This window comes from Citreimonas salinaria (assembly GCF_900107235.1).
GTDB classification, from domain to species: domain Bacteria; phylum Pseudomonadota; class Alphaproteobacteria; order Rhodobacterales; family Rhodobacteraceae; genus Citreimonas; species Citreimonas salinaria.
Window position 1 is genome coordinate 86,279 of record NZ_FNPF01000007.1, and the last position, 14,499, is coordinate 100,777.

Here is a 14,499-nt window from a genome sequence, read left to right on the forward strand (position 1 = left end):
TCAGCTGTCGTAGTCTATCGCGTGGCGCAGCTGCTTTTCGAATTCCAACGCCTTTCCGGTGCCCAATGCAACGCAGTTGAGGCTTTCGTCGGCGATCGAGACCGCCAGCCCCGTCTGTTCGCGCAGGGCAAGGTCGAGATCGCCCAGCAGCGCGCCGCCGCCGGTCAGCATCACGCCGCGGTCGACGATGTCGGCGGCAAGGTCGGGGGGCGTCTGCTCCAGCGCGGTCATCACCGCCTCGCAGATCTGCTGGACCGGCTCGCTCAGCGCCTCGGCGATCTGGGCCTGGCTGATCTCGGTTTCCTTCGGCACGCCGTTCAGAAGGTCGCGCCCGCGGATCTGCATGGAACTGCCGCGCCCGTCGTCGGGCATCCGCGCCGATCCGATCGAGGTCTTGATCCGCTCGGCCGTGGATTCGCCGATCAGCAGGTTCTGCTGGCGGCGCAGGTAAGAGATGATCGCCTCGTCCATCCGGTCGCCTCCGACGCGGACGGACCGCGCATAGACGATGTCGCCCAGCGACAGCACCGCGACCTCGGTCGTGCCGCCGCCGATGTCGACGACCATGCTGCCGGTGGGGTCGGTGATGGGCATGCCCGCGCCGATCGCCGCCGCGATGGGTTCCGAGATCAGGCCCGCCTTGCGCGCCCCCGCGGACAGCACCGATTGCCGGATCGCGCGCTTCTCCACCGGCGTGGCGCCGTGGGGCACGCAGACGATGATCTTCGGCTTCGAGAACGTGCTGCGACGGTGAACCTTGCGGATGAAGTGCTTTATCATCGCCTCGGCGGTGTCGAAGTCGGCGATCACGCCTTCGCGCATCGGGCGGATCGCCTCGATGCTGCCGGGGGTGCGGCCCAGCATCAGCTTGGCATCCTCGCCCACCGCGAGCACCTTCTTGACGCCGTCCTTGACGTGATAGGCGACGACGGACGGTTCTGACAGGATCACGCCACGCCCCTTGACGTAGACCAGCGTGTTCGCCGTCCCGAGGTCGATGGCCATGTCCGCCGAAAACATGCCCAGGATTTTGTCCAGTCCAAACATCCGCGTCCTGTCCCAAAAGTAGTCCGGGCCCGCGACTCTGAGAGCCCGTGCCAGGCGCCGTTATAGGCTTGCCCGGGTTGGGTTGAAAGGGCCGTGTCCGTCCTTTTAAGCGCGAAACCGCCGCCGGCTCGCGCTATACGGGAATGCGCCGTTTGTGGTTAAGTTGGCGTTAACGGCGCTGCGGATCGAGGCGCTGCGGCGTGTCCCGAACCACACGGCCGGGGCCGGTCCGGGCGGCAGGTCGCTTTCCGGCCTTCAGGTGTCGGGACGGGCCTTCGCGCCCTCGCGCGCTTCGATATGCAGAGGCCGGGAACAGGCCCCGGAAAGCAGCGGAGCGCGCCATGAAAAGCCATGTCAAAGCCCTGGTGGTCGGCGGCGGCGCCGTCGGCACCTCGATCGCCTATCACCTGGCGCGGGCGGGGTGGGACGACGTCATGCTGCTGGAGCGCGACGAGCTGACCAGCGGCAGCACCTGGCACGCGGCAGGCCTGCTGCCGTATTTCAACATGAGCTACGCGACGACGCATATCCACGACCACTCGATCAAGCTCTACAAGACGCTCGAGGACGAAACCGGACTGAACGCGGGCTTCTACGTCGTCGGCAACCTGCGCATGGCGCAGACCGACGCGCGGATGGACGAGTACCGGCTGTACGCCGCGACCGCCGAAACCGTGGGCGTGCCCTTCGAGTGGATGACGCCCGCGCAGATCGCCGAACGCTGGCCGCTGGTGCGCACCGAGGACCTGAAGGGCGCGCTGTACCATCCGACCGACGGCTACATTAACCCGGCCGACGTGACGATGGCGCTGGCCCGCGGGGCGCGGCAGCGCGGCGTCGAGATCGAGCGCCGCTGGCAGGTCGACGGCTATGCCTGGAAGGGCGATCACTGGGACGTCACCGTCACCAAGATGGCCGAGAAGGGGGGCAACCTGGTGCCCTCGGACGAGACGACGGTGATCCACGCCGAACACGTGGTCACCGCCACCGGGAACCACGCGCAGCGCACGGCGAAGCTGCTGGGCATCAAGATCCCCGCCATCCCGGTCGAGCATCAGTACATCGTCACCGAGCCCGACCCGGCGCTGGTGGACTACCGCAAGACCCACGGCGAGCATCCCGTCCTGCGCGATGCCGACGCCAAGTGGTACGTGCGCGAGGAACGTGGCGGCTGGATCCTCGGGCCCTACGAGCGCAACGCCCCCGCGCGGTTCGAATACGGCGTGCCCGACAGCTTCCGCGCGGACCTGTTTCCGCTGGCCCTCGACCGGATCGAGGAGGAATACATGTCCTTCATCCACCGGATTCCGTCCTCGGAACAGGTGGGGCTGAAGGACGATTACAACGGCCCGATCTGCTACACGCCCGACGGCAACCCGCTGCTGGGGCCGGCGCCGGGCCTGCGCAACATGTGGCTGGCCGAGGGCTTCTCCTTCGGCATCACCGCCGCCGGCGGGGCCGGGCACTACCTGGCGCAGCTGATGGTCGAGGGCGAGGCCGCGATCGACATGGCAAGCCTCGACCCGCGGCGCTACGGCGGGGACTGGATGACCACCGAATACGCCGCGCGCAAGAACGAGGAAGCCTACGAGCACGTCTACATCCTGCACCACCCGGACGAGGAGCGCCCCGCCTGCCGCCCGCTGCGCACCGCGCCCGCCTATGACCGGCAGCGCGCGCTGGGCGCGCAATTCGGCTGCGTGAACGGGTGGGAACGGCCGAACTATTACGGCCCGCTGGACGCCCCCGACAGCTTCGACCACGACGCACGCAGCTTCCGCCGCGGCGGCTGGTGGCAGCACGTGGTGGACGAGGCGAAGGCGATCCGCGAGGGCGTGGGCTTGATCGACGCGACGACGTTCGCCAAGCACCGCGTCTTCGGCCCGGGTGCGGCGGCGTTCCTCGACTGGTTCACCTGCAACCGGCTGCCCAAGGTCGGGCGCATCAACCTGACCTACGCGCTGACCGCGCACGGCACGGTGCGCACCGAATACACCATCGTGCGGCTGGCCGAGGACGACTTCTACCTCGTCTCCGCCGGCGCGTGGGAGGCCTATGACGGCGACCACCTGCGCAAGGCGGAAGAGGACTGGTTCGCCACGCAGGGCGGCGGTCCCGACGGCTGGTTCGGGGTCGAGAACGTCACCACGAAGTGGGGCGTCTTCGCCATCGCCGGGCCGAAGGCGCGCGCCGTGCTCAGCGACATCGTGAAGGACGCGGACGCAGCCACCGTACTGTCGAACGCGCGCTTGCCGTGGCTGTCGGCGCGCGAGATCGAACTGGGCATGTGCCCGGTGCGCGCGATCCGCGTCGCCTATACCGGCGAGCTGGGCTGGGAGCTGCACCATCCGATCGAGATGCAGAATTACCTGTGGGACCTGCTGATGAAGGCGGGCGAAGCGCACGGGCTGAAGCTCGTGGGCGCGCGGGCGCAAAACTGGCTGCGGCAGGAGAAGAGCTATCGCGCCTTCGGCAACGAACTGGGCCGCGACGCGACGCCTCTCGAGGCGGGGCTGGATCGCTTCGTCGACCTGTCGAAGGACTTTTACGGCAAGGCGGCGATGGAGAAGACCGGCATCCGCAGCGCCTGCGTGACGCTGCGCATCGACGGGCCGGCCGATGCCGATCCCTGGGGGCGCGAGGCGCTGTATCTGCCCGACGGCACGCGCGTCGGGCGGCTGACCTCGGGCGGCTACTCGGTCGCGTTCGGCCAGTCGATCGGGATGGGCTACGTGCGCCCGGACCTGGCGGCCGAGGGCACGGCGCTGAAGGTGCGGATCATGGGCGACCTGTGGGACGCGACAGTGACCTGCGACAGCCCCTACGATCCGAAGAACGCCACCATCCGCGCGGACGGCTGATGCCTGTTCCCCCGCCCGCGCGGCCCCGCTACGGTGCCTGCGAAGCGGCGGAGGGACCACATGGAAAAGGCTTCGATCGGGCGGCGCACGGGCGCCGGGCGGGCGCTGCTGCTGGTGCTGGCGGCGCTGGCGTTGGTCGCCGCGCTGGTCGGACAGGCGCGCAACCCGCTGGTGTCGGGCGCCGAGCGCTACGCCGCCACTGTCGCGGCCTCGGCCGGCGGGGTCTACCTGACGCTGCGCTCGCTAAACGCGTTCCTGTCGACCGCGCAAGAGGTCGAGGTCGGCGGCTCGATGGTGGTGTCGGGAACGGCGCAGCCGCTCAAGGCGCTGGAGCCCGTGGACGACACGATCGAGCGCGTGGCCGCGATGGTGTTCGTCGTCATGGTCGCGACCGGCATCCTGTCGGTGGCGATGGGACCGGCCGCGGCCGTGGGCTTCGTCATGCTGGCCGCGGCGGCAGGGGTGGCGGCGCTGGGCAGGCAAGGGGCGATGCGGCTGATCGCTTGGCGGCTGGGCCTCTACGGCGCAGTGCTGGCGCTGGCGCTGCCGGGCGCGTTCCTTGCGGCCTCGGCCCTGTCCGACCGGATGACCGACGCGGCGATGACGCGCCACCAGGCGGTGCTGGCCGAGATCACCGCGCAGGTCGAACCCGCCATCGCACAGCCCGAGGACAGCGCCAGCCTGTGGGGCCGCATGGCCGAGCTGCGCGACGGGATGGAACGCTACACCACGATGGCCGGCAATCTCTACGAGCGTGCCGACGACCTGGTGGCCAGCCTGATCGGCATCCTGTCGGTCTTCGTGTTCCGGCTGCTGGTGTTGCCGGCGCTGATCCTGGGCGGCGTGCTGGTGGGCGTGCGCGCAATGTCGGCGGCGCTGGCGGGGCGCTAGGTTTGCGCCCGCGCGCCCTGCGTCCTATGTGGTGACCCCGACAGCAGCGAAAGGGACGCGTATGACTCTTCAGGTCTATCTTTCCGGCGAGATCCACACCGACTGGCGCGAGCAGATCGTGCAGGGCGCGCAGGGGCTGGACGTGGCCTTCGAGGCGCCGGTGACCGATCACGCCGCCAGCGACGATTGTGGCGTGGCGATCCTGGGCGCCGAGGACGACAAGTTCTGGCACGACCGCAAGGGCGCGATGGTCAACGCGATCCGCACCCGCCGAGGCATCGAGCAGGCCGACGTGGTCGTCGTGCGCTTCGGCGAGAAGTACAAGCAGTGGAACGCGGCCTTCGACGCCGGCATGGCCGCGGCGTTGGGCAAGTCGCTGATCATCCTGCAGCCAGCCGAGCACGACCACGCGCTGAAGGAGGTCGACGCCGCAGCACTTGCGGTGGCGCGAACGCCGGAACAGGTGGTGCAGATCCTGCGCTACGTGATGACGGGCAAGCTGCCCGGCTGAGCGCGTGGCGGGGCAGGGTGGCGGCACGGCGGATTGCCGCGCCACCACCCTTAGGCGTGGGCGCGGCGGGACACGTATCAGCCCTCGCGCGGGGGCGTTTTCAGGCCGGTCTGCACCGCCGGGCGCGCCATGAAACGGTCCAGGTAGGCCACGCAGCGGGGGTGATCTGTCCAGCCGACCTGCTCCTTCGTCTCGTAGAAGTTCAGCGCGTTCAGCCACGGGCCGATCGCCATGTCGGCGATGGAATAGTCGCCGGCGATCCATTCGCGGCCGTCCAGCGCGGTCTCGATCACGCCCAGCAGGCGGCGCGCCTCGTTCGCGTAGCGCTCGCGCGGGCGCGGGTCCTCGATGTCCTTGCCGGCGAACTTCCAGAAGAACCCCATCTGACCGAACATCGGGCCGAGGCCGCCCATCTGGAACATGACCCATTGCAGGATCTCGTACCGCTCTGCGGTGGTCGCTCCGCCGAACTTGCCGGACTTCTCGGCCAGGTAGGCCAGGATCGCGCCGGATTCGAACAGCGCCAGCGGGCCGTCGGGGCCATTCGGATCGATCAGGGCGGGGATCTTTCCGTTGGGGTTCAGCGCGGTGAACTCGGGGCTTTTCACGTCCTCGTCGGACAGCGTCACGCGGTGCGCCTCGTAGGGCAGGCCCATCTCTTCCAGCGCGATGGCGGCCTTCACGCCGTTGGGCGTGGGGAAGGAGTAGAGCTGGATGCGGTCGGGATGCCGGGCGGGCCAGCGCCGCGCGATCGGATGGGTGGCGAGGTCGAACATCGGGTGTCTCCGTCTGGTTTGAAGCTGATTTGAGGCTGACCGTAGGCCCGCGACGCGCCCTCGCAAACGCAACCGGCGCGCACAGGGGCTGTGCGCGCCGGCAGGCGGCCGCGGGGCTGGGCCGCGGTGTCGCGTGAAAGCGTCGATCAGACCGTGCGGGCGGTCGTTTCCATCCATTCCTTGTGGCGCAGCTCGTCCTTGTAGGCGCGGGTGAAGACCGCGCGATCCTCGGCCGGCACGCAATCGTTGTCCTTGCCGTTCTCGTAGGCGCCGACGGTGTCGTTCTCGTTGCTGGCCATCGCCATCAGGATCGATCCGTCATCGCCAACCATGTCCGCGAAGGCGACCTTGCCGGTGGTCAGCATCTGCTTCATGTCGCCCTTGCCGGGGATGTCGACGCCGTTGCGGGTCGCCATGCTCTTGAGTTCGGTCATGTGACGCTCGTGGTCGCCCTTGAACTCGGCGATCTTGGCCTTGAACTCGGGCTTCTCGAGCCGCTCGATGACCGCGTCGTAGGCGGCGATCGCGTCATGCTCAAGGATGATGAAATTCTCGATCAGCTTGTTGAAGTCGGAACTGGTGCCCACGGTCGTAACCATCGTGACTACTCCTATCGGTTGCATCTCTGCACCCGAAACGCGCCTGCCGCAGGGCTGTTCCGTCCGCCCCGCGGCCCTCGGCGGAAAGCGGTCACTCGGCCTTGACGGCCACCTGCGGCGAGGTCACGTCGATCCCCTGCGCGCGGCCGACGGCATAGTAGGTCAGCCGCCCGGCATGGACGTTGAGCCCCGCGAGCAGGTGCGGGTCATCGGCGCAGGCCTGCCGCCAGCCCTTGTCGGCCAGCGCCAGCATGAACGGCATCGTCGCGTTGCCCAGCGCGATGGTCGAAGTGCGCGCCACCGCGCCGGGCATGTTGGCGACGCAGTAATGCATGATCCCGTCGACGTCGTAGACCGGGTCGGCATGGGTGGTGGCCTTGGACGTCTCGAAGCAGCCGCCCTGGTCGATCGCCACGTCCACGAGCGCCGCGCCCGGCTTCATCCGCGACAGGTCCGCACGCGACACCAGCTTGGGCGCCTCGGCGCCGGGGATCAGCACGGCGCCGATCACCATGTCGGCCTGCTCCAGGTGCTCCGACAGCAGCCCCGCGCTGGAATACCCGGTGCCGAACGTGCCGCCGAACACGTCGTCGAGATAACGCAGCCGCGGCAGCGAGCGGTCGAGAACCGTCACGTCCGCGCCCATCCCCGCGGCGATGCGCGCCGCATGGGTGCCGACGACGCCGCCACCCACCACCAGCACGCGCGCGGGCCCAACGCCCGGCACGCCGCCCATCAGCACGCCGCGGCCGCCATTGGCCTTCTGCAGGGTCCATGCGCCCATCTGCGGCGCGAGGCGCCCGGCCACCTCGGACATGGGCGCCAGCAGCGGCAGGCCGCCGCGGTCGTCGGTGACGGTCTCGTAGGCGATGCAGGTGGCGCCCGAATGCATCAGCTCGCGCGTCTGCACGGGGTCGGGGGCGAGGTGCAGGTAGGTGAACAGGATCTGGCCCTCGCGCAGCATCGCGCGCTCGGCCGCCTGCGGCTCCTTCACCTTCACGATCATGTCGGCGGTGTCGAAGACCTCTTCGGCGGTGTCGACGATCGCCGCGCCGGCGGCCTCGTAATCGGCGTCGGCAAAGCCCGCGCCGGTGCCCGCGCCGCGCTGGACGACGACGGCGTGGCCGTGGCCCGTAGCCTCGCGCGCGGCGTTGGGCGTCAGGCCGACGCGGAATTCCTGCGGCTTGATCTCGGTGGGGCATCCGATCTTCATGGGTACTGGCTCCTTCTCCCTGCGGGAGAGCGTGCCACGGCAGGCGTGCCGTTTGCCGATCTTTCTTCGGCGCTTGCGGGGAGATCATGCGAAGATTATTCGGTGCAGGTGGCTTTCGGCGAAAGGAATCCGCATGAACCTGGACGAAACCGACCGGCGAATCCTGCGGGTTCTGCAACGGCGCGGACGGATGTCGAACGCCGACCTTTCCGAGGCGGTGCACCTGTCGGCCTCGGCCTGTCACCGCCGGGTGCAGCGGCTCGAGGCCGACGGTTACATCCGTGACTACGTGGCGCTGCTGGACACTCGCCGGATCGGGTTGCCGACCACGGTCTTCGTCGAGATCACCCTGTTGCGGCAGGCCGACGAGGTGCTGGAGGCGTTCGAGACCGCGGTGGCGCGGATTCCGGACGTGCTGGAATGCCACCTGATGGCGGGCACGGCGGATTACATCCTGAAGGTCGTGGCCGAGGACACAGACGATTTCGCGCGCATCCACCGGCAATACCTGACCCGCCTGCCGGGCGTGGCGCAGATGCAGTCGAGTTTCGCGCTACGCACGGTCTGCCAGACGACGGCGCTGCCGGTCTGATCGGGGACGCCGGTCGCCGCTCGTACGCCTGCGGCGCACATCGCCCCGCCCGCCGTCCCGTCGGTGCGCCGGTTCAGACCGCGATGTCGTCGAAGGCCGCGGCCAGCAGTTCGCGGGTGTAGTCGGTCTTCGGCGCGTCGAAGATCTCCTGAGCCGTGCCATGCTCCATCACGTCGCCGTTGCGCATGACGATCACCCGGTGGGACATCGCGCGCACCACCTTCAGGTCGTGGCTGATGAACAGGTAGGCCAGGTCGTGCTTGCGCTGCAGCTTGCGCAGGAGGTCGACGATCTGCACCTGCACCGTCATGTCGAGCGCCGAGGTCGGCTCGTCCAGGACCACCAGCCGGGGCCGCAGGACCATCGCGCGCGCGATGGCGATGCGCTGGCGCTGGCCGCCCGAGAATTCGTGCGGGTAGCGGTGCATCGTGGCGGGGTCCAGGCCGACCTCCTGCATCACCTCGGCCACGAGTTCGCGGTGCGGACGGCCGTCGGGCGCGCCGTGGACGCCAAGCCCCTCGGCGATGATCTGCTCGCAAGTCATGCGCGGCGACAGGCTGCCGTAGGGGTCCTGGAAGACGATCTGCATCTCGGATCGCAGCTTGCGCAGGCGGCGGGTGGACCAGTCGCGCACGTTCTCGCCGCGGAAGGTGATCGCACCCTCGGACTGGATCAGGCGCATGATCGCCAGCGCCAGCGTCGTCTTGCCCGAGCCGGATTCGCCGACGATGCCCACGGTCTCGCCCGCGCGGACGGCGATGCTGGCGTCGTTCACCGCCTTCACGTAGCCGACGGTGCGCTTGAGCAGGCCCTTCTGGATCGGAAACCAGATGCGCAGGTTGTCGGTGCTGGCGATGGGCTCGGCGTCCTCGCGCACGGGGTCGGGCACGCCGGTGCTTTCTGCCGACAGCAGCATCTGCGTGTAGGGGTGCTGCGGGTTGGCGAAGATCTCGGAGGTGGGGCCGGATTCCACGATCTCGCCGTCCTTCATCACGCAGACGCGATCGGCGATGCGGCGCACGATCCCGAGGTCGTGGGTGATGAACAGCAGGCTGAGCCCCTCGGCCTTCTTGAGGTCCGCCAGCAGGCGCAGGATCTGCGCCTGGATCGTGACGTCGAGCGCGGTCGTGGGTTCGTCCGCGATCAGCAGGTCGGGGCCGTTGGCCAGCGCCATGGCGATCATCACCCGCTGGCGCTGCCCACCTGACAGCTGGTGCGGGTAGGCCGTCAGCCGGCTTTCGGGGTCGCGGATCCCGACGCGGTCGAGCAGTTCGATGATGCGCTTGCGCACCGCGTCGCCGGTCAGGCCCTGGTGCAGTTCGATGCTTTCGCGCAGCTGCTTTTCCAGCGTGTGCAGCGGGTTGAGCGAGGTCATCGGCTCTTGGAAGATAAAGCTGATGTCGTTGCCGCGCACCTTGCGCAGCAGGCGGTCGGAGGCACCGATCATCTCCTGGTCGCGGTAGATGACGGACCCTTCGACCCGCGCGGCGTCGCCCAGCAGCGAGACGGTCGATAGCGCGGTGACGGACTTGCCCGAGCCGCTTTCACCCACCAGTGCCACGGTCTCGCCCTCGCCCACGTCGAAGGAGACGCCCTTGACGGCCTGCGTCGTGGCGCCGTCCTGGCGGAAGCCGACCTTGAGGTCGCGGACTTGGAGAACGGCGCTCATGAGAAGGTCTTCCTCGGGTCGAAGGCATCGCGGACGCCTTCGAAGATGAAGACGAGCAGCGACAGCATGATGGCGAAGACGGCGAAGGCGGTGAAGGCCAGCCAGGGCGCCTGCAGGTTCTGCTTGGCCTGAAGCGTCAGCTCGCCCAGCGACGGCGCCGAGGACGGCAGGCCGAAGCCGAGGAAGTCGAGTCCGGCCAGCGTGCTGATCGTGCCGGTGACGATGAAGGGCAGCATGGTGACGGTGGCGACCATCGCATTGGGCAGCATGTGGCGGAACATGATGGTCCAGTTGCTGACCCCCAGCGCCTTGGCCGCGCGGACGTATTCGAGGTTTCGCGCGCGCAGGAACTCCGCCCGCACCACGCCCACCAGCGCCACCCAGCCGAACAGCACCATCAGGAAGACCAGCAGCCAGAAACTTCGCCCGAGGATCGCGAAGAGGATGATGATGACGTAAAGCGACGGCGTCGCGGTCCAGATCTCGATGATCCGCTGGAAGATCAGGTCCAGCCAGCCGCCGAAATAGCCCTGCAGCGCGCCGGCGATGATGCCGATGACGGATGAGGCCGCGGTGACGATCAGCGTGAACAGGATCGACAGGCGGAAGCCGTGGATCACGCGGGCCATCACATCGCGCTTGGTGTCGTCGGTGCCCAGCCAGTTCTGCGAACTCGGGGGCAGGGGGGCCGCGCCGGGGCGGTCCACGGGCGTGTTGTAGCTGTAGGGCACGAGCGGCCACAGCATCCAGCCGCGGTTGAACTCTGGGTACTCGGCCGTCAGGTCAGCGCCGCCCTGCACCTCGGCGATCAACTCCTCGGGTTCGTCGAAGCAGGCCTCATAGCCGCCGGTGACGATCAGGCAGCGCACCTCGGGGTCGCGGTAGGCGGCCTCGGTCCGGAAGTCGCCGCCGAACTCGGTCTCGGGGTAGAAGGTGAAGACCGGCATCCGCCATTCACCGCGATAGCTGACGAGGATCGGCTTGTCGTTGGCCAGGAACTCGGCGAACAGCGACAGGATGAAGAATATGGCGAAGATCCACAGCGACCAGAACGCGCGGCGGTTGCGCTTGAAGTTGCGCCAGCGCCGCTGGTTCAGCGGCGTCAGCGCGAAGCGGCCGCGGGGCGGCTGCGGCGCCACCGGAACGCCGGGCGTGGGTTCGGGCCGCAGCGCCGGATCGCCTTCGTGCTCGGGCGTGGGCTGCGTGTCGGGTTCGGGGCGGGGGTTGAAGACCATCTCCTAGCCCTCGCGCTTTTCGAAGTCGATGCGGGGGTCGACCAGCACGTACATCAGGTCCGACAGGATGCCCACGATCAGGCCGATCAGGCCGAAGATGAACAGCGTACCGAAGATCACCGGGTAGTCGCGCGCCACCGCCGCCTCGAAGCCCAGCCGGCCGAGGCCGTCGAGCGAGAAGATCGTCTCGATGATCAGGCTGCCGGAGAAAAACACGCCGATGAACACCGCCGGAAAGCCGGCGATCACGATCAGCATCGCGTTGCGGAAGATGTGGCCGTAGAGCACGCGGGATTCCTTCAGCCCCTTGGCGCGGGCGGTGATGACGTAGGCCTTCTTGATCTCGTCCAGAAAGCTGTTCTTGGTCAGCAGCGTCAGCGTGGCGAAGGCCGAAATGGTCGAGGCCAGCACCGGCAGCGTGATGTGCCAGAAGTAGTCGGCCACCTTGCCCAGCGGGCTCAGCTGCTCCCAGTTGTCGCTGGTCAGCCCGCGCAGCGGGAAGATCTGCCAGTAGGACCCGCCCGCGAACAGCACCAGCAGCAGGATGGCGAACAGAAAGCCGGGGATCGCGTAGGCGACGATGATCGCGCCGCTGGTCCAGGTGTCGAAGGACGACCCGTCGCGCACCGCCTTGCGGATGCCCAGCGGGATCGACACCAGGTAGGCGATCACCGTCGACCACAGGCCGAGGCTGATCGAGACCGGCATCTTCTCGAGCACCAGGTCGATCACCGACACGGACCGGAAGTAACTTTCGCCGAAATCCAGCCGCATGTAGTTCCACAGCATGTCGAGGAAGCGCTCCAGCGGCGGCTTGTCGAAGCCGAACTCGGCCTCGAGCTGGGCGATGAAGTCGGCGGGCAACCCGCGCCTGCCGGCGCTTTCGTCCGAGGCGGCGGACAGCTCTCCGCCGCCGCCGCCGGCGATGCCCTGGAACACGTCACCCTCGCCCTCGATGTTGGCCAGGATCTGCTCGATCGGGCCGCCGGGGACGAACTGTACGAGGGTGAAGTTGATGATCATGATCCCCAGAAGCGTGGGGATGATGAGCAGCAGGCGTCTGAGGATATAGGCTCCCACGACTTACAGCGCGCCCGCTTGGCGAAGCTCTTCGGCCGCCTCTTCGTCGTACCACCAGAACGACAGCTCGCCCAAAGCAAGCGGCGGAAGCGGCTCGGGGTAACGGTACATGTCGTAGTAGGCGACGGTGTGGCTTGCCTTGTACCATTGCGGCACCCAGAAGCCCTCGGCCCGCAGCACCCGGTCCAGCGCGTGCACGGCGGTGCGCAGCTCGTCCAGCGTGTCGGCCTCGACCACGTGGTCGATCAGGCGGTCCACCGCCGGATCGCGCAGGCGCATCAGGTTGCGCGAGCTGTTGTCGGCGGTTTCCGACCCGAACCACTGGCGCAGGCCGAAGCCCGGTTCGAAGCCCATGGCGAAGCTCTGGTTGACCATGTCGAAATCGCCGTCCTCGCGGCGGCGGACGTATTGCGACACGTCGACCCGTTCGTAGCGGGCGTTGATGCCGATCTCCTTGAGGTTCTCGATATACGGGTTGACGATCCGGTCGAACGCCGCGCTGAAGCCGAGGATGGTCAGGTCCATCGTCTGCCCGTCCTTGCGCAGCAGGCCGTTCTCGCCGATCTCCCAGCCGGCCTCGTTCATCAGGCGCAGCGCCTGGCGGCGCTGCGAGCGGCCAGGCTGGTTGCTTTCCGCCTCGTTGACGGGGGCCGTCACGGCCTCTTCGGTCAGGATGGATTCGTCCAGCAGGCCCTCGTCGACCAGCGGGCGCAGCAGCGCGGCCTCGTCCTCGGTGGGAATGCCCGTCGCCTCGAGGTCCGAGTTCTCCCAGAAGGAATTCACGCGGTCGTAGAGGCCGTAGAACAGCGAGCGGTTGGACCACTCGAAGTTGAACATCAGGCGGATCGCCTCGCGCACTTCCGGGTCCTGCCAGGTCTCGCGGTCCAGGTTGAAGACCCAGGCCTGTGCCGTGGCGATCGTCCCGTCCGGCAGTTCCTCGACCACGACGTGGCCATTTTCGACGGCCGGGAAATTGTAGCCGGTGGCCCAGTCCTTCGACGAGTTCTCGAGCCGGAAGGTGTATTCGCCCGCCTTGAACGCCTCGAAGGCGGCGGCGCCGTCGGCGAAGTACTCGACGCGGATGCGGTCGAAATTGTTCTGGCCCACGTTCATCGGGTGCTCGGCGCCCCAGAAGTTCTCGTTGCGCTCGTAGACCACCCGCCGTCCGACGTCGTAGTCGCCGATCACGTAGGGCCCGGTGCCCATGAACGCCTCGAGCGTGCTTTCGTCGATCCGCGCGCCGGTCTCCTCGAACCAGTCCTTCGAGAAAACGATCTGACTGCCGGCGAAGGGCACGACCTCGCGGCGCGGCGCGTCCTCGGTGAAATTGAAGCGCACGCGGTGCGGGCCGAGAACCTCGACCTCGGACACGAAGCCCTCGATCACGTTGACGTATTCCGCCAGGCCCTGTTCCAGGAACAGTTCGAAGGTGAACTTCACGTCCTCGGCGGTCATCGGCGTGCCGTCGGCAAAGGTCACGTCGTCGCGCAGGTTGAAGATCACCCAGTCGCGGCTTTCGGGGTATTCCAGCGTCTCGCACAGATAGCAGTAGGTGCCGTAGGGGTCGTCGGCGGTCGACACCATGATCCGCTCGTGCAGCAGTTCGGTCAGCGAGGCCGACACGCCCTTTCGCGAATAGCGGTTGAAGCTGTCGAAGGATCCCTGCGCCCATTGGCTGATCTCGCCGCCCTTGGGCGCGTCGGGATTGACGTAGTCGAGATGCTCGAAGTCGGGGTCGTATCTCAGGGCTCCGAAATTCGAATAGCCGTGTGCGGTGACGATTTCCTCGTCCGCCATGCCGCTCGCGTCCGCCGCCGTGGCCTCTTGGGCGGCGGCGGGTCCGGCGCCCAGGGCACAGCCCGCGGCGAACAGCGCGGCAAGGATCGTCCCGCGCGCGGGATCCGTGCGGTGCCCGGTCCGGGCGTGGCTGGGGTCGGCGTGGCGTGTCATGTGCTCTCCTTCGAAAGTCCTGCGCCTTTCAGAATGCCAAGGGTGAAGCGGCCTTGGGCCACATGCAAGTTGAGA

General features: G+C 67.9%; 12 protein-coding genes. 4 read left to right on the forward strand and 8 right to left on the reverse strand.

Translation table 11 applies throughout. From position 1 onward, the window contains the following. Positions 1–1,047, reverse strand: a complete 1,047-nt coding sequence (locus BLW27_RS10700; protein WP_089883101.1) for a rod shape-determining protein — start codon at positions 1,045–1,047, stop codon at positions 1–3. A 341-nt stretch (positions 1,048–1,388) separates the two neighbouring features. On the opposite strand from BLW27_RS10700, the gene BLW27_RS10705 reads away from it, so the two are divergent. From BLW27_RS10705 to BLW27_RS10715, 3 genes are all read left to right on the forward strand, one after another. Further along, entirely contained in the window at positions 1,389–3,908 is a 2,520-nt protein-coding gene (locus BLW27_RS10705; RefSeq protein WP_089883103.1) for a GcvT family protein, read from the forward strand. 60 nt (positions 3,909–3,968) lie between these two features. Continuing rightward, on the forward strand, positions 3,969–4,799 hold the full coding sequence (locus tag BLW27_RS10710; protein ID WP_089883105.1) for a hypothetical protein: 831 nt from the start codon (positions 3,969–3,971) through the stop codon (positions 4,797–4,799). A gap of 61 nt (positions 4,800–4,860) precedes the next feature. After that, positions 4,861–5,310, forward strand: coding sequence for a YtoQ family protein (locus BLW27_RS10715; RefSeq protein WP_089883107.1), 450 nt, complete (start codon positions 4,861–4,863; stop codon positions 5,308–5,310). 77 nt (positions 5,311–5,387) lie between these two features. Here the strand turns inward: BLW27_RS10715 and BLW27_RS10720 are convergent, their stop codons facing one another. From BLW27_RS10720 to ald, 3 genes are all read right to left on the reverse strand, one after another. Beyond that, positions 5,388–6,086 (reverse strand): glutathione S-transferase family protein, encoded by a 699-nt coding sequence (locus BLW27_RS10720; protein ID WP_089883109.1) that lies wholly within the window; start codon positions 6,084–6,086, stop codon positions 5,388–5,390. Between the two features lie 146 nt (positions 6,087–6,232). Next, a complete protein-coding gene (locus BLW27_RS10725) occupies positions 6,233–6,685 on the reverse strand; it encodes a DUF2383 domain-containing protein (protein WP_089883111.1) in 453 nt (150 codons plus the stop codon). Between the two features lie 91 nt (positions 6,686–6,776). Continuing rightward, positions 6,777–7,898 carry an alanine dehydrogenase gene (ald, locus tag BLW27_RS10730; protein ID WP_089883113.1) on the reverse strand — a complete coding sequence of 374 codons (1,122 nt, stop codon included), beginning with the start codon at positions 7,896–7,898 and terminating at the stop codon, positions 6,777–6,779. A 133-nt stretch (positions 7,899–8,031) separates the two neighbouring features. Between ald and BLW27_RS10735 the strand changes: the two genes are divergently transcribed. Continuing rightward, positions 8,032–8,490, forward strand: coding sequence for an Lrp/AsnC family transcriptional regulator (locus BLW27_RS10735; protein WP_089883115.1), 459 nt, complete (start codon positions 8,032–8,034; stop codon positions 8,488–8,490). Positions 8,491–8,563: 73 nt separating this feature from the next. Here BLW27_RS10735 and BLW27_RS10740 read toward each other — a convergent pair whose 3' ends face one another. Genes BLW27_RS10740 through BLW27_RS10755 form a run of 4 tightly spaced genes read right to left on the reverse strand, consistent with a single transcriptional unit; the run spans position 8,564 to position 14,424 of the window. Further along, on the reverse strand, positions 8,564–10,159 hold the full coding sequence (locus BLW27_RS10740; RefSeq protein WP_089883117.1) for an ABC transporter ATP-binding protein: 1,596 nt from the start codon (positions 10,157–10,159) through the stop codon (positions 8,564–8,566). Beyond that, positions 10,156–11,394, reverse strand: coding sequence for an ABC transporter permease subunit (locus BLW27_RS10745; RefSeq protein WP_089883119.1), 1,239 nt, complete (start codon positions 11,392–11,394; stop codon positions 10,156–10,158). Before BLW27_RS10745 ends, BLW27_RS10740 begins: the two co-directional genes overlap by 4 nt. Positions 11,395–11,397: 3 nt before the next feature. Continuing rightward, positions 11,398–12,474: a microcin C ABC transporter permease YejB gene (locus tag BLW27_RS10750; protein ID WP_089883121.1), complete on the reverse strand. Its 1,077-nt coding sequence runs from the start codon at positions 12,472–12,474 to the stop codon at positions 11,398–11,400. 3 nt (positions 12,475–12,477) lie between these two features. Then, positions 12,478–14,424, reverse strand: a complete 1,947-nt coding sequence (locus BLW27_RS10755; protein WP_089883123.1) for an extracellular solute-binding protein — start codon at positions 14,422–14,424, stop codon at positions 12,478–12,480. Positions 14,425–14,499: the final 75 nt, after the last annotated feature.